The organism is Actinosynnema sp. NPDC023587, assembly GCF_040640215.1.
Taxonomy (GTDB): Bacteria; Actinomycetota; Actinomycetes; order Mycobacteriales; family Pseudonocardiaceae; genus Actinosynnema.
In genome coordinates this window covers 619,642-645,147 of the sequence record NZ_JBFABG010000003.1, presented here as the reverse complement: position 1 = coordinate 645,147, position 25,506 = coordinate 619,642, and the positions used below count along the sequence as shown (strand labels likewise).

The following is a 25,506-nucleotide window of genomic DNA, read 5'->3' as shown; positions in this document are numbered from 1 at the left end:
AGGCGTGACTGCAGGGTCGGTAGTGTGGTCGTCCGCACAGCGAATCCCCAGCTCAGACGTCGGCTCCTGCCGCGCTGCCGTCCACCTGACGTACCTCCTAGCGCACCAGTAGATGACAGCCTGACCCATTGCGCAGCCTTGACTGCGGTCAGGTACGTGTCATCTCGACGCGTCGTTCGAAAATGTCCGCTCGGCATATCGTGGCGTACTCATGTGCTATTTGAGCCTCCACAGATCGGCCAGGGTCGACAGGAGCTTCCGTTGGCGATGTTCGAGCAGTTCGGGGGTCCACTGTTGCTCAGTCAGCACCTGGCTGGTCAATGCGAAGGGTGATACCCCATTTTTGGCGGTGAAGTACTTACGCTTTTTGATGTCGAAGTCATAGTTGCTAGCTTGGGAATTTTTCCGGCGAGCGAGAAGCGTCAGATTCGCCAGCCGGTGGACCCAGTAGCCGTGTTCCTCGTTGGTGAACCACGATCTCCAGGTGCTGTCCGCACTGGGGGTCTGCGGCAGGACGTGTTCGACGGTGATCAGCGGGTGGTCGTAGCTGGCGCCACCGGACGACAGTGCGGAATCAAGTCTCAGAAGCACGTACAACCGAATTCGAGTTACCGTATAGATCTCGTCGCCGAGGCGGCGCAAGGTGTCGTTCCGCTCGTTCCCGTCCAGCTGGAGCGGAGAACCGGGTCCGTACAGGTCCACGCCCGTCTCGATCGACTCGAGTACGCGACCGTAGCGCTCCACTCGTCGAGTGATGTCCACGCGACGGATGAGCATGCTGGCAGCCAACCGTTCGAGGTCGACGAGAAACTGATGAAACGTCGCGGTGTCAATCGCCGGGTCGCTGAGATAGCGGATCGCAGGTGGGATCCAGTCGGTGTTATCTAGCATGTTGAGCCAGCGCAGCAGTCCATTGACCGCGTCGGCGCCGGTGGCGGCCTTATAGTCGACGCGGGTGACTACCTCGAACGCGTCCGAGAGCGGTACGAGGACTTCGTCGACGAACCTGCAGCCGTCTGGCACTTGGGACAGGACCGAGGACCGGAACTCCTTGAGGATCGACTCGCGGGCCTTGGTCTTCGCGAACACCATGCGGATGTGAGAGAAGAGGTCGGCGAAGTCGACGCGACCGAGATCTTCCTCCTCTGACTCCCATTTCTTAGTGTAGACATCCTGGTCCGGTTCGGCGATCGCGCCAATGATCTCGGATTTAAGGATATCGGTGTGCGTGAGGTCGAGACCTCGCTCGTTGAGAACGGTGAAGATCCGGTAGGCGGACTCGAAGTCCTGGGTTGACACGACCACCAAGTAGGTGTTGCGATCGATGAAAGAAACCAACCGGTGACAGTCTTCGCGATCGAGTTCGGCGAGGCGGTTAAGGAACAGGACCGTGTTCCGCACGAGGTTGCCTTGGCTGTCCGGTAGCTTGTCGGTGGCCAGCGACGGAAGCTGCTCGACACCGCTCTGCGCCTGAACGTATTTTTCGAAGAACCCGTGGTCACGCTCGCGCAGCGTAAGCCGCGGCTGGTCGATCGTCCCCTTGATCGGGTCACCCTTCTGGAACACGCGGCCGTCCAGGGACGTTGCGAAGTCGTCGGCCACGTGCAAGCGCAGCGCGCTGAGCAGCAGCGTCAGTGTGGTCAGGCGCTGCTGACCATCCACGACCTCCGCTTCCGCGTCGTTCTCCGCCTTCACCAGCACGATGCTCCCGAGGAAGTACGGGTCGGCCACGTCGAGCGGGGCTCCGGTGGACGCGGCTGCCATCAGGTCGTCGAACATCTCGCCAGCTTGTTCGGTCGTCCACGCGTAAGGTCGCTGGTACCGAGGGATTATGAAGCGGTAGTCGTCGCTGAACACGTCGCCGATGGGGCGCTCGGCTGCCTGGATCTTCGTGCTGGCCATGGGGGTCATCCTTGCACCAGGTGGAACCGTGCCTAGACACGCTTCGTGGGTCCTGCCGCCACGAAGCTCTCTCCGCAGTCATGCGGGTCCGGCTTGAGGCGACACACACCAACATCGCCGGATGCACCACGGACGTTTCAGTGTCGACGCAGCACCTGCGCCCCAATACTCCCACCCGTTAGCCTGAATCAAGGCTCACCTTGCGCGACTGCTGGCCGGTTGCAGCGCCAACTGCTCGCAGCGACAACTTTTAAGACCAATCCATACTATTCCGATGTTACTATCGTCGGGGATCGGATAGGGAGACGTGCTGGTGGATGTCCGAACCGGTCACCATTGCATTACTGAGTGAGAGCTAGCGTGACTTCCAAAGTCGACACATCACCGGCACCACCCTTCGTTGGTCCCGGATGGGGCGCGACCAAATACAAATGTGGTGCTTGCTTCGTGTCCCCGATCGCCTTGAGTCGTTTGCCGGTCGCAGTCCCATTCTTTGCGGCAACCGCCGACGAGACGGCGACGACAGTGTGGCACGAGTTGGCGTGGATCGAGCCCCGCGCCGTACGAGGACATCGCGTGTTCGGCGGTTGAACTCTGCTGGCATTCACGCCGCAGTGTGTGGAGCAAATCTGGAGCAGACGGCCGAGTTGAACGACGTGTGACGGCTTCGAACTGCGGTGAACGACATCGGCTGACGTGCAGGTTCTCTGTTTGCGCTGGTCAGGGCAACGGTCGAATCACGCTGGCAGAGTGCGGCTCGGCTTGTTGGCGGCACTTCGCCGCAGTTGGCATGAATTGGCGGTTGTTGGAGGCAGTTCGTTGGTGTGGTGCGGTTCGTGTGTCTCGGGTGTGACTGCGACGCGGGTCCCCTCACCGCACAGCTCATTTGCGGGGCGGTGATCAGGTCGTGGCCTCGGATTCAGTTGGTTCGGTAGATTTCGTGCGGAACTCTCGGTCTTCTCGCCCGCCGCTATCGAGGCGTAGCATCGCCGGTGAAGGTCATCGCGTTCGGCGTCCGGAATCGTCATCGACTCGGTAAGTACGGCGGCGAGCGCGTCCGCTTGGGTTTTGTCGATGTCGGTGTGGAAGAACCACCGAATGTTCTCGTCGCGCGTGATTAAATCGATTGCCAAGCGCGGGCTTCTGTCCTGTGTGGTTGTTGCTCGGACGTAGCCGCGAGCGGAGGGGCCGGTGGATGGAGTGTGTCGGCAAGAGGCTCGATCACCTCCAGAAGGCGGGCGGAGGCTTCGCGGACTGCCTTCACGTCCTTCCGCTTCCCCGGCAGCGGCCATGCGTTGGGGTCGCGGAGTTCGGGGGTGATCCGCAGCAGGCTTCGTGACCGTGACCGTGAGCGGTGATCGCGGCCCACTCGGTTGCCGCTCCTCGCAGCAGTCCCGTCACCGAATGTGGGAACCTCGCGGGGTGAGTCGATCGAACCGGGTGGCGCTGGACGCGCTGATCGCGGAGGCAACTGTCGACTGCTATGGCGACAGCGAGTGCGTCACAGGCTTCCACGCCATGATCGAGGAGCACCTCGCCGTGCCGTTCCAGACGGTGGTGCTGGGCGTGGACGTGACCGTGACGGGTGTGGACCTGACCGATGACGAGCAGATCGTGGCGGTCTGCGTGCGCGGGAAGTCGAAGCAGCGCATCCCCGTCCTGGACCTGCCGCTGCCTGCTCCGCCAGTAGAAGGTGTGCAATGGGTCGACGCCTACCGCCGCTGGGCGAGGGGGACGTGAACGCGGTGGACTCCTTGCCGGAGCAGGTGCGGTTCACCGAGGAGGAAGCCCTGGCCAACCTGCGCGCCGTGCTCGAACTGTGTGCGGCTGGGGAGGTGAAGTGCAGCGACAAGACCAGTCGCCCGTCGGCTGCGACTGTGCGCACCGTCGGCGCGCACCTGGTGAACGGCGACTTCTACCCCGAGGAGCCCATCGCGGCGTTCGCGTGGCCGCTGCTGCTCCAGGCCGGCGGGCTCGCGAAGCTCGACGGCACCCGCCTCCGGTCGACCCCGAAGGGCCGTGCGGTGCTCGGGAAGCCGTCTGCCGAGGCCATTCGGGGCCTGTGGCGGCGCTGGCTCACCCACGCGGTGATCGACGAGTTCAGCAGGGTCGAGCAGATCAAGGGCCAGCACGCCCGCAACGTGCTCACCGCGGCCAAGACCCGGCGACAGGCGGTCGCCGCGGCGCTGGCCGGCTGCCCGCCGGGTAAGTGGGTCGACGTGGATTCCCTGTTCACCGCCATGCGGCGCGGCAACATGAGCCCCACCATCGCCCGCACCGAGATGGCGCTGTGGAAGCTGTACCTCGTCGACCCGGAATACGGCAGCCTCGGCTACGAGGGGCACCACGACTGGGAACTCCTCGAAGGTCGCTACACCCTGGCCGTGTTGTTCGAGTACGCGGGCACACTCGGGTTGATCGACCTCGACTACGTCGACCCACGCGGCGCGCGCGACGACTACGTCGACAACTGGGGTGGCGACGACCTGGACGCGCTGAGCCGTTACGACGGACTCGTGGCGATCAGACTCACCGCGCTGGGCGCTTACGCCCTCGGTGTGACCGACACCTACCAACCGCCTGAGCCCAGGACCGCCGGGACCCGCCCGCTGAAGGTGCTGCCCAACCTCGACGTCGTCGCCATGGGCGACATCGGTGCCGCGGACCGGCTCGTCCTGTCCGCCCACGCGGAGCAGACCGCGGACCGCGTGTGGACGGTGTCGGCGGCGGGCCTGCTCAGGGCGCTCGACAACGGCCGCGAGCTCGGTGAGTTCGTCGACTTCCTCGCCGGGCGGACCGAGCACGATCTGCCCGACGCGCTGCGCACGCTGGTCGTGGACGTCGAGCGGCGAAGCTCGCAGCTGACCGATCTCGGCCACGTCCGCGTCATCGAGTGCGCCGATCCCGCGCTCGCCGCGTTGATCACCCGCGACCGCGCCCTGCGAGCGCTGTGCCGTCCGATCGGTGACCGCCACCTCGCCGTCCGACCGGACCAGGAGCTGAAGTTCCGCAAGGCCCTGCTCAAGCTGGGGCACGTCATCCCGGCCGGGGTCCGCGGAGGTGGGCTCTGACAGGGTTGGGGTCGTGCGTTCGTTGAACGGGCTCGATTCCGCCGCCCTGCGGCCCTTGTGGCGGGCCGTGCACGACCGGTTGTCGTCGGGGCGGCAGGTCCGCCGGGTGAGGGTGGGCCCCCTCGATGACGAGCAGCGATCGGCCGTGGCTGACCTGCTGGGGGACGAGCGCCTGCCGGGTGAGTACGCGATGGTGTCGGTGGCCGCGCTCGACGAGTTGCTGGTCTCGTCCGTGAGGGCAGGCGTGCGCGAAGTGGTCGCGGCGCTGCTGGGACCACTGGACGACCGGGCCGCGCGGCGGGCGCTCGCAGACGCGGCGCGCGCCGGGCTCTGGGAGTGGGCGACCCGGCACCCCGTGGTGACGGCACAGCCGGCGTTGCTGGAGTGGGTGGACGCTGTTCGGCGGGCCGGGCTCGTCGGTGGCTCCGTTGAACGCACGCGGGACGGGCTCGACCGGGCTCTGCGGGTCGTCGCCGCGTTGCCCGCGACCGGTGTGCCGCTGCCGGTGCTGGCGGAGGCCGTCCTCGGCGATCCGCACGCACTGGACGAGGGAACGCGGTGCGCCGGGCTGGTCCTGCGGGCGCTGGCGGCGCTCTACGGCGTCGACCTGCCGGGAGACGCGCAGGAGCGGCGGGCGCTGTGGGAGCGCGCGGGGGTGGTCGAGGACGAGTTGTCCTCGGTGGTCCTGGTCACCGGCCTGCGGTTGGGTGGTGTCGGAGGCGGGGTGCTGCGCGTGTGCGCCGATGCGGGGCACGTCGCGGCCCTGACGCTGGCGCAGGTCCGGGCGACCTCGTTCGTCGGGACACCTGAGGACGTGTGGGTGTTCGAGAATCCGAGCGTGCTCGCGGTGGCGGTGGCCCGGTTCGGGGCTTCGTGCCCGCCGGTGGTGTGCACGTCGGGTTGGCCCAACAGCGCGGTGATCGTGCTCCTGCGTGGCCTGACCACAGCCGGGGCGACCCTCCACTACCACGGGGACTTCGACGGCGAGGGTGTGCGGATCGCCGCGCACGTGGTGGCACGCACCGGTGCTGTGCCGTGGCGCATGGCCACCGACGACTACCTGCTTGCGCTGGGCAGCGCACGCGTCGGCACATCGGTGGGGCGGGTCACCGAGGCACCGTGGGACGGTGGGCTGGCGGACGCGATGCGCGAGCACGGGCTGGCGGTCCCGGAGGAACGGGTCACCGTGCGGCTGTTGGACGAACTCGACGATTGCGGACGGGATGTCGGCGGTCTGCCGTAGCGTGCTCGCCCGGTGGGAGGAGGGTGCTCTTGGACGCCATGCGCGTGCCGCCGGAGATGTTCCGGTTCACCACGGGCGAGCGGGCCGAGCTGTACGTGGCGATCCTGCACGCGTTCGGTGAGGCCAACGAGCGGTTGGAGACCGCTCTCGGGCTGGACGACGTGCGGGCGCGGCTCCGCTCGGTGGGGTGGCTCGACCCGCTGGACGACAAGGACCTGACCGAAGCGCTGGGGAGCCTGCGCGACTGGCGACTGCTCGACGTCACCCAGAACCACGCCGAGAACTACCGGACCGCCGACGAGTACGAGCGGCGCAACCTCCAGTACTCCTTGACCAAGCGCGGTGAAGCAGCCCTCGCCGGTGTGGTGCACGCGATGGGTGTGCTGGCCTCGACGGGCGCGCTCCAGACGGCGGTGCTCGACGCGATCGCCGACCGGCTCGGTGAGCTGGTCGTGCAGCTGGGTGATCCCGGTGTGCCGGATCGCCGGGTCTTCGGCACGCTGGTCGAGCTGGAGGGGCACCTGGAGGCGTTGCGGGGCAACACCAAGCAGTTCAACGGCGAGTTGCAGCGCCTGTTGCGCGCCGAGGGGGCCGACCAGGAGACGTTCCGCGAGGTCAAGTCGGCGACCGTGGCGTACCTCCAGGAGTTCACCACGAACCTGGAGCAGCGGGCGCACGCGATCGCCAACCGGGTCGAGTTGGTCGAGGAACGGGGAGTGGCTCTCCTGCACCACCGCGCGCTGGCGGGTGCCGAACTCCCGCCCACCTCGGGTGGTGATCCGGCGGTCGCGTGGTTGGAGCTGCGCCGGGCCAGGTGGGAAGGGCTGCGTGCGTGGTTCCTGCCGGTGGACGGCGGCACACCCAGGGTTCAACAGCTGTTCGTGGTCGCCAGGCGCGCGATCATCGCGTTGTTGCAGGTGCTCGACCGGATCACCGAGTCCAGGCGCAGGTCGACCAGCGCGGCGGCCGATTTCCGCGAGCTGGCGCGCTGGTTCGCGGTCGCACCGACCGAGGAGGACCTGCACCTGCTGTGGTCGACCGCCTTCGGGCTCGGCTCGGCCCGGCACGCGCACCTCGCGCACCCCGACCCGGAACTCGTGGCGTCGTCCGCCCGGTGGGCCGACGCGCCACCGGTGGAGGTGTCGGCGTTGCTGCGCAGCGCGGGGCGGACCGAGCGGTTCACCCGCACCGGGCGGGTGCGCGACGTGGCCGCGGTCAAGGCGGCGCGCGCCGAGTCGGCTCGTGCGGAGCGGGCCGCGCTGAAGGCCGCGTGGGACCGGTTGGACACCGGTGGTGGCATGAGGTTGTCGCAGTTCGGGCGGTTGGACCACGAGGTGCTCGGACGGCTGCTCGACCTGCTCGGGCGGGCTTTGGCCGTGGCACCGGACCGGCACGGCGTCCACCGGGCCACCACGGGCGACGGGCGGGTGGAGATCCTGCTGAGGCCGCCTGGGGCGCACCGCGAGCAAGCGGTGCTCAGGACGTCGCGCGGCGTGTTCACCGGCCCGGACTACGACGTCGAGATCCGCACGCCGGGTGGTCGCGCGGCACGGCGGCAACAGGGGGCGACCGAAGGGGTGGCGACCGGATGAGCAACCTGGCGAACCAGCTGGTCATCGCGGAGCGCGAGGAGGTCGCGCGGGCGATCCGCTTGCTGCTGGCGACACCGCTGATCGGTGCCAGGGCCGCACCGGAAGCCTTCGACCTCGTGCGCAGGCGGCGCGAACCCGTCGAGAAGTGGTTCGACTACTACTGCGGGTGGTCGCTGATCGTCGAACCCCGCCTGGGGTACGCGCGGTTGGCCAAGGTCCGGGTCGCCACCGACCCCACCCGCCCGGCGCGACGGCACCGCACGGGGCGGGCACCGTTCGACCGCCGCCGGTACACCCTGCTGTGCGTGGTGGCCGCCGAGCTGCTGGGGGTGCCGGTGACCACGGTCGGGTTGCTGGCGGACCGCGTCGTCCAGGCGTCGGCCGTGGACCCGGTGCTGCCGCCGTTCGACACGTCCAGCCGCGCCGAGCGGATGGCGTTCGTCGACGCGCTGCGACTGCTGGAGTCGGTCGGCGCGGTCGAAGTGGTGGATGGCGCCACTGAGTCGTTCGTGGGCTCCGCCGACGCGAAAGTCCTCTACCGGGTCGACGCGACGCTGCTCATGCGCCTGCTGGCGGCACCGGTCGGCGCGTCGCAGGTCGCGGTCCCCGCCGACGAGGTGCCGCTGCGCTTCACCGAGCTGCTGACCCGGCTGTCCCGCGAACGGCGTTACGGCGATGCCGACGAGCCGGTGTCCGAGGTCCAGCGCAACCTGTGGCTGCGGCACTCGGTGTTCCGCAAGCTGGTCGACGACCCGGTCGTGCACCGCGACGGCCTGACGCCCGCGGAACTGGCCTACCTGGAGTCACCGACCGGCGGGCAGCTCCTGCGCCGGGCCGCCGACCAAGCGGGGTTGCTGGTGGAGGAACGTGCCGAAGGCGTCATGTTGATCGACCCGGACGGCGTGGCCACGGACAGTCGTTTCCCCGACGACTCCGGCAACGCCAAGATCGCCGCCTTGCTGCTCCTCGACCTGATCACGGCGGGGGACGGACAGGTCGCTGTGGAGCAGTTGCACGCCGAGGCCGACGCGTTGCTCGGTCGCTTCCCCAAGTGGGCCAAGGGTTACCGCGGCGAGGACGGTGCCACGCGGCTGGTCGCCGACGCGCTGGACGTGCTCAGGGCGTTCGGCCTCGTCCGGCTCGACAGCGGTGTCGTGCGCGCCCGGCCCGCCGCCACCCGCTACGCGGTGACCCGAACGAGTGCCGACGACGTCGAGGACGAGTCATGACGGTGACCGAGCTGCCACGCACGGAGAGCGGCACCGCGCCGGAGACGGTGGCCAGGTGGGTGCCCGAACGCGCCGGGATCCTGAACGTGTGGCGCTACTACGACGAGGTCTTCAGGTTCCACAAGGGACGGTTGTTGCTGCGCGGCCCCAACGGCACCGGCAAGTCGAAGGCGCTGGAACTGCTCCTGCCGTTCCTGTTCGACGCCAACCTGCGCGCCAACCGGCTCTCCACGTTCGGCACGTCCGAGCGCACCATGCACTGGAACCTGATGGGGGAAGGGGCGACCGGCACCACGAGAGTCGGGTACGTGTGGCTGGAGTTCCGCTTCCCCGGTGCGGACGGCTCGTCGGACAAGTGGTTCTCGTGCGGCGCGCGGCTGGCCGCGACCAGGCACACCACCGCGGTGCACCCGGACTACTTCACCACCGGGCAGCGCATCGGCGTGCCGGGTGGCCTCACCCTCACCGACCCGAACAGCGCGCCCCTCACCACCAAGGCCCTGGAAGCCGCGCTCGGCGACCGGGGCACGCTCCACCAGAACGCGGCCGACTACCGGGCGGCCGTGCGCTCGACCCTGTTCCCCGGCTTGAGCGAGCAGCGCTACGACGCGCTCATCACGGCTCTGCTCCAACTCCGCACGCCGAAGCTCTCCCAGCGGCTCGACCCCGGTCTGCTGTCCACGTTGCTGTCCAAGGCGCTGCCGCCGTTGGGCGAGTCGGAGATCAGCGACCTCGCGGAGGGCTTCGAGCGCTTGGACCGGCAGCGTGAACAGCTCAAACGCCTCGACGCGGAGGTGGAGGCCGCACAGCACCTCAAAACCAGGCAACGCGCGTACGCGCAGCGCGTGCTGCGGGCCGCAGCGGCGAAGCTGATCTCCGCCACCACGGAGCTGGGCAACCTCGCGGACGCCGCGAAACTCTCGGAGGACGAGCATCGCCGCGCCGCGCAGCGCAAACAAGAGGCCGAAGAACGCGGTGAGCTGCTGGAGCGGCGCATCGTCGAGACGGAAGGGCGCATCCAGGGCCTGACCGGCAGCGAGGCGTACCGGAAGGGTGAACAGCTCGACCGGCTGCGGACCCGCGTGCGCGAGGCTCGTGCGGCCGCCGGGAAGAGGCGCGCCGACGCGACCCGCCACCGCCAGGTCGCCCGGACCGACGCGGAAGCGGCCGACGCCGCTGCCCGGCACGCGGAGGCACGGGCCGCAACCGCGGGAGCGCTGGCCGACGGTGCCTCGACCGCAGCCACCCGTGTCGGTCTCGCCTCGGTGCACGCCGAGGTCTCCCGCGTCCTCGCCGACCCCTCGCGGTCGCGGGCTTTGCTGCGCGCCGCGGTTCAGGCGCGTGCCGAGCAGGTCGAGGTTGTGCGCGCCGCCCTGAACGAGCACGAGGTGGCGGTCAACAGCAGGCGGGACGCGGAACAGGCGCTCGACGCGGCGCGGGAAGCCCTGGCGGAGGTCACCGAACGGCGGGCCGAGATCGCCGACCGGCGCGAGGCGGCGCTCGCGGAGCTCGGGGCCGCCATCCTGGCGTGGGCGGCGGCCTGCCGCGAGCTGACCTTCGCCGACCCCGCGGCACTGGCGGACCTCGCGGCGTCGGAAACCGCCGTGCTGACCGAAGTCGATTCGGCCGCGAGCCGCGTGCTGGGCACCATTACGCGGGAAGAGACCCTGGTCGGGGCAGCGCTGGAGACCGCCGAGCTCGATCGGGATGCCGTGCGCGACGAGGTCCGGCGGCTGCTGACCGAGGAGGACCTGCCTCCTCGGCCGCCACACACGCGTACCGCAGACCGAGGAACCATGGTGGGCGCGCCGCTGTGGCGCTTGGTCCGCTTCGCCGACGCGGTGCCCGACGACGTCCGCGCGTCGGTGGAGGCCGCGCTCCAGGCGTCCGGGCTCCTGGACGCCTGGGTCGGTCACGACGGCGCGGTTGCCGGGCACGACACGTTCGCCGTGCCCGGTGCCGTGCCGCCGGCGCTGGGTCGCTCACTCGCCGACGTCCTCGTACCCGAGGTCGACGCGCCCGTGGCCACCGACGTCGTCGCCCGCCTGCTCGGTGGCGTGGCCTACGGGGAGGCTCTCCCCGGAGGACACCCGGTCGCCATCGGAGCCGACGGTGGTTGGCGCATGGGCAACCTGCGCGGCACTTGGCACAAGGACGAGGCCTCGCACATCGGCGCGCTCGCCAGGCAACGGGCCCGGCAGCGCCGGTTGACCGAACTGCGTGAGCGGATAGCCGCGTCGGAACAGTTGATCGAGACGCATGCGGTCGCCTTGCGGTCGCTGGCCGGACGCAGGTCCGACGTCGAGGCCGACCGGCGCGCTCGGCCCGGCCACGCCGATGCGAATGCGGCGCTGGAGGCCCTGACCAGAGCCGACTCGGCGGTCTCCAGCGCCGACGGCGTGGTTCGGCGGTCACTGGACGGCCTGGCGAAGAGCGAGCAGCGCGTGGACCGCGCCCTGCGCGCGTTGTCCACGACGGCAGCCGAACACGGCCTGCCCACCGAGCGGAATGCGCTCACCGCCGTCGTGGCAGCCCTGGACGCCTTCCGGACCGCATCCGACGCCTGGGTCGACGAGCACGCCGCCCTGCTCACGGCACGTCGTGAAGCGGACCGGACCGCCGAGCAGGCCCAGCGCTCCCGGCTCGCCGCCGAACAGGGGGAGGACGAGGCGGACGACGCAGAAACCGTGGTCCGCGGGCTCGACAGCGAGCTGGAGGCCGTAGAGGGCACCATCGGCGTCGACTACCGGCAGGTGCTGGACGAACTCGCCGCGCTGCGCGAGCAGCTGGGCTTGGTCAGGCGGGAGGCGCGTGCCAACCAGAATGAGATCGGCACCCTGGCCGTGCGCCTGGGAGAACTCACCGCCCAGCGGGCCACCGACGCGCGTGACCGCGACCGCGCCACCGAAGTGCGCGACCAGGCCGCAGCGCGGTTTCGGCACTTGGCGGACGGCAGCCTGCCCGCCGACAGCGGTCTGGACGACCTGGCCGCGTTCAGGCAGGTGCTGACGGCGTCGAGCGGTGTCCGGGCAGCGCTGGACGCGGCGAGGTCGATCGCCGCCGTGTGGCCGGCGCTGCCCCACTCGCCGAAGAACCTCGGTGACGCCGCACACCGGTTGGCGGAGGAGGTGCACGCCTCACGCGGGGTGCTGGGTGGTCGGGCCGACCTCGAACTCGACTCCGACGAGGACGTCCAGGTCTTCTCCGCGATGGTGGACGGGGTGAGGATCGGCGCTTCGGCGCTGTTCGACCTGCTGCGGTCCGAAGCGGAACGCAGCAGGGAGGACATCACCGCGCAGGAGCGCGAGCTGTTCGACCGGACCCTCACGGGGGACACGCGCCGCCACCTCGCCGCCCGGATACGGCAGGCGCACGACCTGGTCGACGGCATGAACGCCCGCTTGGAGCGCGTGCGCACCGCCTCGAAGGTGGCGGTGCGGTTGGTGTGGGAGGTCTCGCCCGAGCTGCCAGCGGGTACGAAAGCGGCGCGTGACCTCCTGCTCAAGGACCCGGTGCGGTTGACCGAGGAGGACCGCGAGTCGCTGCACCGGTTCTTCCGAGACCGGGTCGAGCAGGCCAAGGGCGACGAGACGGCCACCAACTGGGAGCAGCAGCTGGGGCAGGTGTTCGACTACACGGCCTGGCACAGGTTCGTGGTGAAGGTCGACCGCATGAACGGGACCGGCTGGCAGCCCTTGACCAAGAAGATCCACGGTGCGCTGTCGGGTGGGGAGAAAGCGATCGCGCTGCACCTGCCGCTGTTCGCCGCCGTGGCCGCCCACTACCAGGCCGTTGCCGGAGCGCCGCGGGTCATCCTGCTGGACGAGGTCTTCGTCGGCGTCGACAGCGTCAACCGCGGCCAGGTGTTCGAACTGCTGTCGGCGTTGGACCTCGACCTGGTCCTCACCTCCGACCACGAGTGGTGCACCTATCGCGAGTTGGACGGCATCGCGATCCACCAGCTGATCAGCGGTGGCGACGACGACGCCGTCACCACCGCCCGGTTCGTGTGGAACGGCGCTGAGGTGGTCGAAGAAGAGGCGGAGGACGACTGAGCGCAGTTCATCGCAGATCGAAGCCCGGATCGATCAGAGGCCATACCACCGGTCACGCTGCGGCAAGGTGAAACCGGCTGCGATGTCCAGTCGCTCGAACAACGGCTGCTGGACGACGTCGGTCCCCTCCTTCGCATCTGCCGATGAGGCGAGGACATCGCGTGTCCGGCGGTTGACCTGCTGCCGTTCACACCGCTGTGTGAGGAGCAAATCTGGAGCAGGCAGAAGAGCTGAACGACGTCCGATGGCTTCAAACGGCGGTGAACGGTACCGGCTGACGTGCTGGTTCTCTGTTTGCGCTGGTCAGGGCGCTTGTGGAACAGCACTGGCAGAGTGAGGTTCAGCTTGTTGGCTGCACTTGTCGCAGTTGGTTTGCATTGGTGGTTTGGGCGCAGTTCGTTGCTTCAGACGCAGCATTTCCCACTGCCTGAGGTCGTGCTTGCTGGGGGAAACCCATTCTCCGGTGTGTCGTGACTGGACTTCCTCAGCTTGACGTACCCGATGCCTGCGCCGTTGACGTCCACTGCGTGGCCCAGGTGGACTGACAGGTTGGGCAGCCGCGCTTTGCCTATCATTTTAACAAACAAGAAGAAGCGTTCGGTGTTTTGGACTTCGTGTGTTCGAGAGGGCCGCGTAGGCCCTTGGTTTAGCCGTCGGGGTCCGCAGTTTATTGGTCGCCTTGCGGCTGAACGTGGCGATTGCTTTGTCGAAATCGATGGCGTCGGGCTTGGTCTTTGGCGTGTGGCGAGTAGGAATCATCTGCTCCTGTCAAGGAAGAGAACGGCCAAGGTCATCAAGAAAACTCACGGCGCGTTATTTAACTGTGAGGATGGAAGCTCTGAGCGTCAATCGGTCATGCCTGCGATGAGTGCGGAACTGGCGGTTAATAGCTGTCCGGCATGTGTGGCACGCCGGATCGACTGATCGGGTTGCATTTCCTCGATCTGACGGTCGTCCGTGGGTCTATCGCGTACAAAGGCTGCTGTTCGTACCGCTGACGGGACGGGGAGGCTCGGGTGGCGTTCGAGGTGGTGCCCGATGAGGTTCGAGAGCACGCCGAGCAGGTCCAGGGGCAGGGGGACGTGTTGGGGCAGGCGTTGGATGCGGCGCGTCAGGTGTCGATGTCTGCGGATGCGTACGGGGTGCTGTGCCAGCCGTTCACGCTGATGCTCGACCCGCTGGAGAAGTGGGGCGTGGACGCGTTGTCCCAAGCTAAGGAGGCGCTGGACTCGATGGCCGAGTCGTTGAAGGCGACCGTCGAGCTATATGAACAGGTTGAGAGTGACAACGTCGAACGGTTCGAGCGGTTGGGGGGCGGGTGAACAACCCGTTCGTCGCGGAACCGGAGGACGACACCTCCGCGATCACCGGGATCGGCCTGTTGGAGGCGGGGCAGGCCGCGCTCGATGGGATCAACGACGGGGATTGGGTCGAGGCGGGCCTGGGGATCGTCGGTGCTGGGCTTGAAGCGCTCGGTGTCTACATGGACCCGGTGGGGACGCTGGCGTCCTACGGGGTCGGGTGGTTGATCGAGCACGTCCAGCCGTTGCAGGACATGCTGAACGATCTGGCCGGGACACCGCCGGTCATCCGCGCCTACGCGCAGACCTGGCAGAACATCAGTGAAGGCGTCGAGCGAGCGGCCGGTGGCCTGGAGACCACGTCGCGTGATTGCACTGCCGGGTGGCGCGGTGCCGCAGGTGACGCGTATCGGGCGCGTGCCGGAGAAGTGGTCGACGCGCTGCGTGGTGCGTCGAGGGTGTGCAGCGGTGTAAGTGCCGTGGTCACGATCATGGGTGAGATCGTGGCGGCGGTGCGGGAGTTCGTGCGGGACTTGATCGCTGACGTGGTCGGCAGGCTCGTGGTCTGGGGGCTGGAACTTCTCGTCACGGGTGGTGCCGCTGCGCCAGTGGTGGCGATGCAGGCCACCAGCCTGGTTGCCAAGTACGCCGCCAAGATCGTGGACGTGGTGCGCAAGCTGCTCAAGACCATTTCCAACGTGGCAAAACGGCTCGACGGGCTTGCCGAGGTGTTGCGCATGGTCTGGCGCAAGCTCAAGGAGTTGGTCGACCGGCTCCGGCGGAAGGATCCTGACCCGCAGCAAAAGGATCCGCGCGAGGTCGATCGGCAGCGCCGGGAGCGGGAGAAGCAGGAGCTTATCGACGAAGCTCGGGACAACGGCGTGAAAATCTCCCCGGACAAGGTCGTCGAAATTAGTAGGGATCCCAACGGGAAGATCGTTTTCCTGGAGGAGGGAGGGGTTAATCAGCGTACTAACAAGGAGTCCGGCCTTGCGCACGTGATGAAGCACAAGGACGAGTTCACCGCTGCCGGGATCCCTGAGGACGAGATCGCCGAGGTGGTGCACCGTGCTACCACCGAAGGCAAGTACACGGGCTACTGCCAGGGCAAGCCGCCCGGAAGGCCGATCTTCGAGGTCCAGTACGGTGGCCAGACGCACTACATCACGGTGTCGGTGGGCGACAACGGCTTCATCGTCGGTGCCAACATCCGCAGTGCGACCACGCCGTTCAAAGACGCGCGACGTGACCCGCGCGCAGAGGCGGATCCGAACTACCGAGGATGGGGAGAATGAGCCGACTGATCTCGGTCCGAGTGGCACCGGAGTGGGAGTGCTTCCCCTTCTGGGTCCGTACCGCCGACGAGGCGATCGCCGACAACTGTTCTGCTGAGCGACTCGTGGCCGAGTTCGGTGCACCTGCGGACTTGGCGAGGGCAATCGACATGTGGGACGACGAGTTCCAGGCCGTGTACAACCGTAGCGACCCAGAGAGCTCGGGTTTCCCCGACGAGGCGACCACGGCGGCGTGGCACGAGCGGGGTGAGCGGTTGGCTGAGCGGTTGGCCGCGGTGTTGCCGGTGCGGGTGGAGTTCCACACCGCGCGTGGAGACCGTGTGTTCGGCGGTTGAGGTCGGCACGTGTTGCCGCCGACCGCACTGCGGTGTGTGGAGAAAATCTGGAGTATCCGGTGGAGTCGAATGACGTGTCACGGCTGCGGGTGGCGGTGAACTGCGCTGGTTGACTTGCTGGATATCTGTTTGCGCTGGGTAGCAGCTTGTCTGGATTGTTTTGTCGACCTGTGCTTATGTGGTATGTGGTCGATCTTGTATTTAAGTGCGCTGTAGGCTGAGGTCGGCTGTTCTGGAATGGTTCCTGCTTGCTTCGCGCAAGATGCTGTCAACTGTGGTCACCAGTTTGGTGACTGGTTCGCGGTTCCAGCGAGGATTTGTTGTTGCCGTAGCTGTTGCTGATTCGATGGTCGGGATGGATGACTGGCCGAGCAGTACCTCCTAGGAGGTAGCTGTTTGTGCTGGTCGTCGGGGCGAGTGATCCGGTGAGGTTGGCCCGGTCACAGGTTTACGCGTGCCAGGCGGGCGATGAGGCTGGGCTTGTTCTTGTGCGTCTGTCGGAGGGCCGCGTGGCACCGGTTGAAGTCGAGTGGTCGGTTCTCGCGGTTGGCCAAAGCTTGCAGATCGACTAGGAGTGCCACGGCGGCGTCGTAGTCGGCGGGTTTGCGGGTGGCGATCAGGGCGTCGACGCGTGTCCAGGCGGCTTGCTCGTCCTGCGCCAGCTCGTCCAGTCGCCGCTCGCGGGCGAGGGCTCGGTCGCGCTCGTGGTGGGCTTTCTCCTCGGCGCGCTTCGCCTTTTCCCGCTGCTGCCGTTTGGCACGTCTGCGTGCTGTCTCGTCCAGGAGCTCGCCCACGGTGCGCTGTGGCGGTGCGGTGACGGGCGGGGTGCTGCCACGGAACCGGCGCAGTAGTTCCATCCGCACGGTCGCGGCTTGGTCCTGGACGACACGCAGCAGCAGGTGGTCTTTTTCGGTGGCGGGCAGCGTTGTTAACCAAGCCGCGAGCTGTTTGGGGTCGTCGGTGGTCTCGTTCAGTGGTGGGCTCGCTTCGGCGGCGACCGCTAGCAGGTCGTCGTCGAGCCGGAGGAAGTCGGCCAGCGCGCGCTGCGCCGCGGTGAGTGTGTGCAGTCCGGCGGGCACGGGTGGTTCCGGGTCGTGGTCGGCTTCGCGGTCGAAGGTGTTCTCGTCGCGTTCCCAGGTGCCGTATCCGGCGAGCCACGCCAGGTACAGCGCGCGGTGGTCGCCGGCGGCGAGTTCGGTCCGGACTCCGACGATGGCGGACAGTGCTCCCTGCGGTTCGTAGTCCCAGTCGCCGGTCTCGTCGTTGTTGTGCAGGTCGACGATGAGGTGCGTGTCCGTCGTCCAGGTCTCGACCTGCTCGTCGACGAGGTAGGGCTCGACCGCGTCCACGTCGAGCAGACTGCGTGGCAGGCGCAGCAGGAGGCGTCGGGTTCCCCAGTTGGCGAGGTAGAGGTGCGCGTCGTAGTGACGTTCCACCAGTCGGCTCGGGTCGCCGCGGAAGTCGCCCCACTCGTACTCGTTGACGAAGCTGGTGGCGGTGATTCGCGCACGAGTGGACAGGGCGCGGACCTCGGCCTGCGCCTTCGCGGCGAGCGGCTGGTCCAGCGCGACGAATTCGTAGTACTGGTACTCGCTCAACGCCCGCCTCGCGCTCTGGTCTTGGGGAACGGTGTCGCGCGGAAGCCCGAGTCCTCTCCGAGGTGGAAGAACAGGTGCCCGGTGAGCGTGTCGTCCTCGGCCAGGACGGCCCAGCCGCGCCCGGTGGCCTGGTCCATCTCGTCGTTGCCCTCCCAGGTGAACTCGACGAAAGGCCGGCTGTCACGCTCGCTCCACCGGCAGTCCATCCCGCCACGGACGGCGATGAAGCCGAATTCACCGGTCCCGCCTCGCGTGAATTCGATGAACCCGGGCTCGACGAGGTCGATGGCGTCCTGGTCCCACTGGTCCATCTCCACGATCCGCCATCGGCCGGTCACGCGCCTTGCGGGCTTCGTCACTCGTCGTCCTTTCGGCTCGGAGTCGCTCTGTGCGGGCCGAATCGCTTCCCGACGCGGCCGAGTCGAGATGAGAGAGTAGCTCCGAACTGGTGGAGGCTGGACGACACCATCGAGGCTTTCCGGGTTGACTCCAGGTCGGGCTGGTTGGCCTGGGTCCATATCGCGTGGTCGGCTTCGGTGCGGTCGGTCGAAGACCTTCCGATCGACGCCCCGGTTGTAGTTGACGTACCAAGGGCGAAGTGTCCTTGGGACAACGTCCTCACGGCGAACAGCCTGCGCGACCTCGCTGTCCAGGGTCGGGTGGCGCGCCTGGCCCTGGCCGGCCGACGCCGTGTGGTTACCATCCTCGGGGCCCTCCCCACTGGACGACGACCGGCAGATCCGCCTTGCCGCCGTCGAGGCGCACGCCGCCGGACTCGTCGTCCGAGCGGGGGGTGACGTCGAGAGCACCGGCGCGCAGCACGGCATCGCGGTGGAGCCGGGCGGCTGCACCGTCGTCGGTCGAGGACGCGGATGACCGCGGGAACGGATACGGGATGCCCGAGGAACGGCTGACCATGCGCGAGCGCGCCGCGCTGCTCGTGCTGATGGCGGAGGCCCGCGAGTTGACCAACGCCGAGCTGCGGGAGCTGGCGGGCTTCACCCTCGACGGCGATTGCCGTCGCCGTCTCAACGATCTCGGGCTGGTGATCAGCACCAAGGTCGGCCGCGCCTACGTGCACGACCTGACCGATGAAGGTGCTGTGCGGTGCCAGGCCGAGCTGTCCGCACCGCGGCTTCCCCGAGCCGGGTACGCCGGTGGAGCCCTCTCCGTGCTGCTGGCCGGCCTGCGACGCCACTTGGAGATCACCGGCGGCACCCTCGGCGGGCTCTTCACCGCGGACCCGCGCCACCGGGTCGAGACCGCCTACCGCGTGCTGGCTCCGCGCCCCGGGGACGCGGTGCCGCTCCGCGCGCTGCGCGAACACCTCGACGACCTGCCGGCCGACCGGCTCGACCAGGCGCTGACGGCCCTGGCGGACCGCCCCGACGTCCACCTGCGGGCCGAAGCCGACCAGAAATCGCTCACCGAGCGGGACAGGCAGGCCGCGTTGGTGCTCGGCGGCAGCCCTCGCCACACGCTGGCGATCGAGGCGGCCGGGTGAACGAGGAGCAACACCACGCGCTGTCGTCGGTGCAGTTCGGCTGGGCGGTGACCCCGGACGACATCTGGAGCCCCATGCACCACCACGTCGACGGGCTGCACCCGCATGCCGTCGACGGCATCACCCAGGCCGTCGCGGCGGCCGGACGACGTCCGCGGGCCAACCCCATGGGCATCGTGCTGCGGGGCGAGCGCGGCGTGGGCAAGACGCACATGCTCGGCTGGCTCAGGCAGCACGTGCAGCAACAGGGCGGGTCGTTCTTCCTGCTCAAGCTCCTCGACGGCCACTCGTTCTGGGCTGGTGCGGTGCACGGCGTGGTCGGTGGCCTGCTGGACCGCCAAGGCGGGCAACTGGGTCGCCTGCTCGGTGAACTCGCCCGCCTCACCGGCCAGGACCGGGAGACGAGCATGCGCCTCACGGGCACCCTGCCGGTGCGCGGGCAGGACGTCGAGGCGCTGCTCGACGGCCTGCGCTCCCTCGACCCCCCAATCGCCGTCGAGTGCCAGGACACCCTGCGGGCGCTGGTCCTGTACCGCGCGAAGGGCAAGGCGTGGGAAGCGGGCAACGCCTACCTCGTCCTGCCCGAGGGCGTCGAGGCCGCCGACCGGGTGGCGTGGGGGTTCCGCACCGCGTCCCGGCCGCCGCAACTGCTGCTCGGCGACCTGTCCAAGATCTTCGCCCTGGTCGGTCCGGTCGTGATGGCCGTCGACCAGGTCGACAGCGTCATCACCCAGGCCGCCGACGCGCCGGGGGAGGAGGCCCTGGTCGACCGCCTGGCCGACGGGCTCATGCGGGTGCGCGAGGAGACCCGTCGCACCATCGTGGTGGTGGCCTGCCTGCCGCGCTCGTGGGACCTCGTCGAGCACCACGCCGTCAACTCGGCGGCCGACCGGTTCCGCGTGCTCGACCTGCGCACCGCCATGCCCAGCGCGGCCGTGGCCACCGCCATCGTGGAGCGGCACCTGGCCGGCCTCTACGGCGAGATCGGCTTCACCCCGCCGCACGCCACCTGGCCCGTCCACGCGTCGGCGTTCGCCGGGCGGGACGTGGCCCACTGGACGCCCCGACGGCTCCTGCAACGCGTGGACGAGCACATCCGTTGGTGCCTCGTCCACGACACCGTCGAGGAACTGCGGGACTTCGCCGCCGTCGCCGAGCCCGCGGACCAGCCGATCGCGGTGCCACAGGAAGCGGACGAGCTCGACGCCCTGTTCACCCGCCTGCACGACGCCGCCGACGTCCTCGCTCCCCTGGACCACCAGCGGGAGGACGAGCGCATGCAAGCACTGCTCGGTGCCGCGCTGCACTGCTTAGTGCTCGAACGAGGTGCCGACGGCCCTCCGCTGACCGTCGACGCCTCGCGCGCGGGCAACCCGCCCCTGCACGCGCGGCTGCGTCTCACCGTGGACGAGGCCGGTGAAGGCGAGGTCCACTGGAGCTTCCGCGCCATCGCCCACACCAACGCCCGTGCCGTGCTGGCCCGGCTCAAGTCCGCCCAACTGGAAGCGGAACTCCGCCGAGGCGACGACAAGCGCCACCTGGTCGTGCTGCGCAACACGGCCTTCTCCGGCGGGCCCGCCACCACGGCGGCGCTGGAGGCGTTCCGCGCCGATGGGGGCTTGGACCTGCCGATCGCCGAAAGCGACTTGCGCCTGTTCACCGCTTTGGAGAAGATGCGCGACCAGTCACCGCCGGGGTTCCTGCCGTGGCTGCTCACCCGTCGCCCCGCGACCTCGTCACAGCTCCTGACGAGAGCGCTGGTCGACCTCGACCACCTCGCGACGACGTCCGTGCCGCAGGTCCGTCACGACGATTCCGACCCGGCACCGGAGTGGCCGGGGGTCAGCGGGACGCTGTCCGACGTCACCGCCGACCAGCCCGCCACCTCCTCGGAGGAGGCCGAGGCACCGGAGGACCTCACCGCGACAGGACCGGAACCGGCCGACCACGAGGCGCGCGTGCGCCTGGGCACCAGCCTCGTGACCGGCACGCCGTTCACCGTCCCGCTCGCCCTGCTGCGCAAGCACACTGTGGTCTTCGCCGGCAGCGGGTCGGGCAAGACCGTGCTGCTGCGCCGCCTGGTCGAGGAAGTCGCGCTGCAAGGGGTCTCCTCGATCCTCATCGACACCAACAACGACCTCGCCCGGCTGGGCGATCCCTGGCCCGCCCCACCCGCTCTCTGGGAACCCGGCGACGCCGAACGCGCCGACCGCTACCTGCGCGACACCGACGTGGTGGTCTGGACGCCCCGGCGCGAGGCGGGCAGGCCGCTCACCCTCGACCCGTTGCCCGGCTTCGACCGCGAACCCGACGACCCGGACGAGTTCCGCACCGCGATCGACGCGGCCGTGGCGGGACTGGTGCCCCGGATCAACCTGGGTGGGCGCAAGGCCGCCACCGGCCGTGCCGTCCTCACCCAGGCCTTGACGCACTTCGTTCGCGGTGGGGGCGGTGAGCTGCGGGACTTCCTCGCGTTCCTGGCCGACCTGCCACCTGCGGTCAGCACCGTGCGGGACGCCCCGCACCTTGCCTCCGACATGGCGGATGGTCTCAATGCGGAGATGATCAACGATCCGGTGTTCGGCGGTGTCGGGGAGCGGCTCGACCCCGGCGTGCTGCTCACCCCTCCGGCCGGCAAGAGGGCCAGGGTGTCGGTGATCAGTTGCATCGGCCTGCCCAACGACGACCAGCGGCAGACCTTCGTCAACCAGCTCCAGCTCGCCCTGTTCTCGTGGATCAAGCGCAACCCCGCCCGGAACCGGCCCCTCGGCGGGCTCTTCGTGCTGGACGAGGCCCAGACGTTCGTGTCCTCGCGCACCACGACCGCCTCCACCCAGAGCACGCTGACCCTGGCGTCGCAGGCCCGCAAGTACGGGTTGGGCATGGTCTACGCGACGCAGGCACCCAAGGCCCTGCACAACGTGGTCTCGGGCAACGCCGCGACCCAGTTCTTCGGCCTGCTCAACGCCCCGGTCCAGATCCAGGCGGCGAGCGACCTGGCGCGTGCCAAGGGTGGCCGCATCGACGACGTCTCCCGCCTGCCCGCCGGTCAGTTCTACGGTGCCACCGAGGGCACCGGCCTGTCGAAGGTCCGGGTGCCGATGTGCCTGAGCCACCACCCGCCCACGGCGCTGGTGGAGGAAGAGGTCCTGGCACGGGCACAGCGTCAGCGATAGGCGCTGCGGGTGCGGACCGAGTTCCGCACCGCACGCGGAGGGCGCATGTTCGAGGGTGAATTCGGCTTTTCGGACTTGGCGGAGATGAACGGGCCCCCAGCGTGCGCGGAGGGTATGCCTGCGCGGGCTGGAAGCGAAGAAGTTTCAGGAGTTCCTGGGGTGGCGTGACCGGCGGCGTCGGAACTCCGTCATATGTGCGAAAATCCGAGAATAAACCTCGCGCCGTGTTTTTCGTATGTGCGAATAGTGTCGCCACTGCGGATCTTGATCAGTAAACCTGTAGTCGGGCGGATCATCCGATTGTGCTCCGCGTGCATCTCTCCGGGGGTCGATTCGGCCGTGTCCGTCATGGGTTGGCCACGCAGTACAAAAGGAGTGTCATCCTGGAGTGGTCGGATTCCCCGGTCGGCTGACAGGGCTTGAAAGGCCGAGGAAGTCATTGCAGTGTGGGGCGAAGCCGCTGAGGGCGGACATCGCCAACAAGCGGAATCGGGACGATCGAAAGGGTTCAAGTCCATGCGTCGACCTCACTCCCGCCTGATCCGGCCATGGGCGATGATCATGGCGATCATCGCCGCCCTCACGCTGGCGACCCCCGTCAACGCCGAACCGATCAGCACCTCGTCGGGAGGGGCGAACGCGTCGGAGCCCCGCATGTGGCGTACGACCAGGGGGTACATCTACAACCGCACGAACGTCACCTGGACGCTCTCCTCCCACAGCTTCTACCCCAGCGACGCGTCGTGGCTGGAGAGGCCGCCCGCCGAGATCAAGCCCGACTTCAAGGTCACCTTCGCGACCGGGTACGACAGTCACGTGACCGGCTCCGGGTACTGGGTCGAGTACGTGAGCGGCTCCAGCAGGATTCACGTCGAGGCGTACAACCAGGCCAACAGCTACCCCTACCACAAGGAATGGCCGACGGGCTCCTACCGGCTGGTCTTCGACAAGCAGGAATATCCTAGTCCTTCTCAATACGACGTGTGGTGGGACATCAAGGACTAGCGCGCTCGAACTGATCGACGTCCATCGTCGTATCCGGCCCGTGCGGCGACATCACGGGCCGGATATGACGTCATGTGACGACGTCGATGCGGCGGCCTTCGGGGAAGCTCAGTGCTCCACTGATCGATCGTGGTTGGCGGCTGAAGCTTTGCTTCGTGCCGTGCGGGGAGCTGGTCAGGCGCGTCCACGTTCGTGCATCCGTGCCGCGAGGCGGAACGCCCGGTGGAGGGTGTTGCGGCCGTCCGGGTTTGTGGCGCACAGGGCGAGCACTGCCTTCCGGCGGCCCATCCAGGTGAAGTTCGGAGCCAGGAACCGCGTCAACTGCACGAGCCGCTTCGCGGAGGTTGCCCTCAGGTGCGCCTCGTCCGCCAGTACCGTCAGGCACTCCAGGGCTGCCTGGCGGCTTTCCGGATCGGTCAGCACGCGGTGCGCCAGAGCTTTGAGCTGCTCCGGGTGTGACGTGATGAGGTCGGTTGTGAGCGGGTAGGGGAAGTAGCCCGTTATCCACATCGCCAGCGGCAGGGCGACCTGGGCGAGGCGGCGGTTCGCGGTCCACGTCACCACGGCGTCGAGCACTTGCGTCCGGTGGTGCTCTGCTTTCAGCAGTTGCAGCACAGCGGCCACCACCGCGTTGCGCGGTGTCCACTTCGCCGAGCGGGCGATCAGTTCCAGCCTGCGCAACGACTCGGCCAGCGGACGGGCTTCCGACAGGTTGAGGCTGAACCACACGGCTGTCGCCTGCTGGTACGCCGTCCCCTCGGTCCACGCCTCGACCGTGCGCGACACGAGGTCGCTGTACCGCTCGTCCAACCTCGCCACCACGGCTGCCGCCAGGGTCTGGTGCGCCACCGCGCCCCGGCCCGCGAGGTTGTCCAGGAGTTGGAGCGGTTCGTGGGCGGGGATCTCGGTCACGATCGTGATCACCGCGTGCTGCACGGCGTCGGTGAACCGGGTCGTCATGCCGCGATCGCTCATCCACTGCCACAGCACGTCGTGCGCGAGCGGGTACTCGTGCCACAGCTTGCGCAGCACCGCGCCCGCCCAGCCTTGGCGGGTGAAGTGGACGGTCTCCTCCTGGAGACCTGGGTAGTCCGGGTGGTCGCGCATGGTCGTCGTCGCGGCCACCGCTGTCAGCAGGTCGTTCTTCGACAGCGCGAACGCCCGGCGGCGGAGCGGTTCGCCAGGCTCGCGCCCGGCTTCGCCCAGCGCCTCGTCCAGGGTCAGCGCCCGTGCCATGACCTCGTCGTACGGCTGGTTCTCCAGCAGTGCCACGGCGAACGACAGCGCGAACTCCAGGTCGGAGCGCGCCGACAGGTGTCGGTCCACGGCTTGCGCGACGTGCTCGCGCAGCGCGGTCAGCGCGCTCTTCAGGTCGAGTCCCTGGTGCACCCGCACGGCGAGCCCGGCCGCGCGCACCGCCTTCTCCGGCGACGCCTTGTCCTCCAGCTCAAGGTCGGTCGTGAGCACCCGCAGCGGCCCGTCCACATCGGTCGGGCACCGTCGCCGCAATTCCGCCAGGGCCACGTCGTGCGCGGGCGGCGCGGTCAACTGCACCACGTGGTCGGCCGCCTCGGACGGGGCCTGGACGGCGGAGTCGAGCACGATCACGAGGTGGCACCCGACCGAGCGCACCAGCCGGGTGATCCGCTCGAACTCGGCCCGGTCGAACGGGTTCCGCGCCGACTCCCGCACGTCCCACACGTACCCGGTGCCGGCGTCCAGGTGGTCGAAGGTGCCCAGGGGCCGCTCCCGGTTGGCTTCGACCACTTCGCCCGCACCGACGTCGAGCAGCAGTCGCCGCGCGGTGTACGAGCGCCCGGTGCCCGGCCCGGTGAGGACGACCACGCCGCGGGTGTCGAGAATCCGTCGCGCCGCCGGATACCCGCCGGGCGGCTCGAAGCGCTTGCGCACGTCGTCCAGTTCGGCCTGGGTGGCGCGCAGCACGACGAGCTTGGGCGTCCGGTCGACCCCGAACTGCACCCCGCCGTGGATCACGCCTGCCTGGACGCCGGTGAACGTGCCTTCGGCGGAGTTGTCGATCGGGATCAACCGGAGCTCGTCCGGCACCTTGTCGTCGTCGCTCATCGCACCGCAGTGTGGTGAACCCGTTCTGCGGGTTCTCCGTCGAATTACGGGTTTCTGCCGTCAGTCCCTCGAACGGGTGCGAACGCGACCCTTGCGCCGCGTGTGCCGGCCGGGT

General features: G+C 68.5%; 16 protein-coding genes. 12 read left to right on the top strand and 4 right to left on the bottom strand.

What is annotated here, in order from left to right:
• Nucleotides 1-216: 216 nt before the first annotated feature.
• Nucleotides 217-1,902 carry a DUF262 domain-containing HNH endonuclease family protein gene (locus AB0G01_RS11805; protein WP_360943036.1) on the bottom strand — a complete coding sequence of 562 codons (1,686 nt, stop codon included), beginning with the start codon at nucleotides 1,900-1,902 and terminating at the stop codon, nucleotides 217-219.
• A gap of 1,422 nt (nucleotides 1,903-3,324) precedes the next feature.
• Here AB0G01_RS11805 and AB0G01_RS11800 point away from each other — a divergent pair.
• The 9 genes from AB0G01_RS11800 to AB0G01_RS11760 all read left to right on the top strand — a co-directional run bounded on the left by AB0G01_RS11800 (nucleotide 3,325) and on the right by AB0G01_RS11760 (nucleotide 16,023).
• Nucleotides 3,325-3,642 (top strand): hypothetical protein, encoded by a 318-nt coding sequence (locus AB0G01_RS11800; RefSeq protein WP_360943033.1) that lies wholly within the window; start codon nucleotides 3,325-3,327, stop codon nucleotides 3,640-3,642.
• Nucleotides 3,603-4,973 (top strand): helicase-associated domain-containing protein, encoded by a 1,371-nt coding sequence (locus AB0G01_RS11795; RefSeq protein ID WP_360943030.1) that lies wholly within the window; start codon nucleotides 3,603-3,605, stop codon nucleotides 4,971-4,973. Before AB0G01_RS11800 ends, AB0G01_RS11795 begins: the two co-directional genes overlap by 40 nt.
• Nucleotides 4,974-4,986: 13 nt before the next feature.
• Nucleotides 4,987-6,216 (top strand): TIGR02679 family protein, encoded by a 1,230-nt coding sequence (locus tag AB0G01_RS11790; protein WP_360943027.1) that lies wholly within the window; start codon nucleotides 4,987-4,989, stop codon nucleotides 6,214-6,216.
• A 29-nt stretch (nucleotides 6,217-6,245) separates the two neighbouring features.
• On the top strand, nucleotides 6,246-7,808 hold the full coding sequence (locus AB0G01_RS11785) for a TIGR02677 family protein (RefSeq protein ID WP_360943024.1): 1,563 nt from the start codon (nucleotides 6,246-6,248) through the stop codon (nucleotides 7,806-7,808).
• Entirely contained in the window at nucleotides 7,805-9,037 is a 1,233-nt protein-coding gene (locus tag AB0G01_RS11780) for a TIGR02678 family protein (protein ID WP_360943021.1), read from the top strand. The genes AB0G01_RS11785 and AB0G01_RS11780 overlap by 4 nt, the downstream gene beginning before the upstream one ends.
• Nucleotides 9,034-13,092: a TIGR02680 family protein gene (locus AB0G01_RS11775; RefSeq protein WP_360943018.1), complete on the top strand. Its 4,059-nt coding sequence runs from the start codon at nucleotides 9,034-9,036 to the stop codon at nucleotides 13,090-13,092. The genes AB0G01_RS11780 and AB0G01_RS11775 overlap by 4 nt, the downstream gene beginning before the upstream one ends.
• A 1,016-nt stretch (nucleotides 13,093-14,108) precedes the next feature.
• Nucleotides 14,109-14,414 carry a type VII secretion target gene (locus tag AB0G01_RS11770; protein WP_360943015.1) on the top strand — a complete coding sequence of 102 codons (306 nt, stop codon included), beginning with the start codon at nucleotides 14,109-14,111 and terminating at the stop codon, nucleotides 14,412-14,414.
• Nucleotides 14,411-15,688 (top strand): hypothetical protein, encoded by a 1,278-nt coding sequence (locus AB0G01_RS11765; RefSeq protein WP_360943012.1) that lies wholly within the window; start codon nucleotides 14,411-14,413, stop codon nucleotides 15,686-15,688. The genes AB0G01_RS11770 and AB0G01_RS11765 overlap by 4 nt, the downstream gene beginning before the upstream one ends.
• The gene (locus AB0G01_RS11760) at nucleotides 15,685-16,023 is read left to right on the top strand and encodes a hypothetical protein (RefSeq protein ID WP_360943009.1); all 339 of its coding nucleotides are present in this window, start codon (nucleotides 15,685-15,687) and stop codon (nucleotides 16,021-16,023) included. Before AB0G01_RS11765 ends, AB0G01_RS11760 begins: the two co-directional genes overlap by 4 nt.
• Before the next feature lie 440 nt (nucleotides 16,024-16,463).
• On the opposite strand, the gene AB0G01_RS11755 is transcribed toward AB0G01_RS11760, so the two are convergent.
• Together AB0G01_RS11755 and AB0G01_RS11750 are read right to left on the bottom strand one after the other, a co-directional pair.
• Entirely contained in the window at nucleotides 16,464-17,621 is a 1,158-nt protein-coding gene (locus AB0G01_RS11755) for a hypothetical protein (RefSeq protein ID WP_360943006.1), read from the bottom strand.
• Complete coding sequence (locus AB0G01_RS11750) at nucleotides 17,618-17,980, bottom strand: hypothetical protein (protein ID WP_360943003.1); 363 nt, start codon at nucleotides 17,978-17,980, stop codon at nucleotides 17,618-17,620. Before AB0G01_RS11750 ends, AB0G01_RS11755 begins: the two co-directional genes overlap by 4 nt.
• 536 nt (nucleotides 17,981-18,516) lie before the next feature.
• On the opposite strand from AB0G01_RS11750, the gene AB0G01_RS11745 reads away from it, so the two are divergent.
• From AB0G01_RS11745 to AB0G01_RS11735, 3 genes are all read left to right on the top strand, one after another.
• Nucleotides 18,517-19,125: a hypothetical protein gene (locus AB0G01_RS11745; protein WP_360943000.1), complete on the top strand. Its 609-nt coding sequence runs from the start codon at nucleotides 18,517-18,519 to the stop codon at nucleotides 19,123-19,125.
• Entirely contained in the window at nucleotides 19,122-22,301 is a 3,180-nt protein-coding gene (locus AB0G01_RS11740) for a DUF87 domain-containing protein (protein ID WP_360942997.1), read from the top strand. The genes AB0G01_RS11745 and AB0G01_RS11740 overlap by 4 nt, the downstream gene beginning before the upstream one ends.
• A 516-nt stretch (nucleotides 22,302-22,817) precedes the next feature.
• On the top strand, nucleotides 22,818-23,306 hold the full coding sequence (locus AB0G01_RS11735; protein ID WP_360942994.1) for a hypothetical protein: 489 nt from the start codon (nucleotides 22,818-22,820) through the stop codon (nucleotides 23,304-23,306).
• Between the two features lie 174 nt (nucleotides 23,307-23,480).
• Here AB0G01_RS11735 and AB0G01_RS11730 read toward each other — a convergent pair whose 3' ends face one another.
• Entirely contained in the window at nucleotides 23,481-25,391 is a 1,911-nt protein-coding gene (locus AB0G01_RS11730) for a hypothetical protein (protein WP_360942991.1), read from the bottom strand.
• Nucleotides 25,392-25,506: the final 115 nt, after the last annotated feature.